The sequence below is a fragment of the Arenibacter sp. F20364 genome (genome assembly GCF_023015905.1).
Classification (GTDB): Bacteria; Bacteroidota; Bacteroidia; order Flavobacteriales; family Flavobacteriaceae; genus Arenibacter.
In genome coordinates, this window is the sequence record NZ_JALKBD010000124.1 from 1 (window position 1) to 886 (window position 886).

An 886-nucleotide genomic window follows, 5' to 3' on the forward strand; every position below is an offset into this window, starting at 1 on the left:
TATGAAAAAAAAGTAGTACCCTCATTGAGAGGGCCTGTAATTCTGTATCCGGGTTCAACGAACTCTACCATAAATTAAAACGGTCGGTAGAACTGGCCGGCAAAAGCCAAAGTACCCTTACCAACTACGCCAGATGTCTGGCGCACATTGCGATCCACTTCAAATGCAGTCCTTTGGACCTTTACGAGGAACAGATCCTTGATTACCTTCATATCTTAAAATCGCAGCACAGGACCCCATCGGACAGTTTCTTCAAGCATACCGTCTATGGTCTGAGATATGCCTACCGTATCTCGGGAATGAAGGAGATGCGCGTGGTGCTGCCTTCGATCGAACGGCCCAAGAAACTACCGGTTGTATTGGGCCGCAACGAGGTAAGGCGGCTTCTCAGGGCCCCGAAACTGCTGAAGCACCGTTTGGTCCTGGCCATGCTCTATGGCTGCGGCCTTCGCAACTTTGAACTCTGCAACCTACAGCTGAAGGATCTGGATCTTGAGAGGATGATGCTGCACATCCGCCAGGGGAAGGGGAGGAAGGACCGCTATGTCCCATTGTGCGCGATGCAGGTCCGGGGCCTAAGGAAATACATCTCGGCGGAAAGGCCCGTTACCTGGTGCTTTAACGGCAATGACAGCAAGGGCGGTCCTGTCGCGCTCTCCGCCAGGGGAGTGCAATGGATCGTTAAGGAAGCACGGAAACACAGCGGTATCCAAAAAGAGGTCACCACCCATAGCCTGCGCCACAGTTATGCCACCCATCTGTTGGAAATGGGGCTGGACATCATGAGCGTAAAGGACCTGTTGGGACATGCGGATATACAGACCACGCTTACCTACCTGCACGTGGCACAATTGGGCAGGCAAAGGCCGTTCAGTCCGTTGGAGCG

At 53.3% G+C, this 886-nt stretch carries 1 protein-coding gene; it reads left to right on the forward strand.

The window, feature by feature from the left end:
- Window positions 1–173 precede the first annotated feature (173 nt).
- Window positions 174–886, forward strand: a 713-nt coding sequence (locus tag MWU84_RS23990; RefSeq protein WP_246906554.1) for a tyrosine-type recombinase/integrase, incomplete at its 3' end; no start/stop codon positions are given.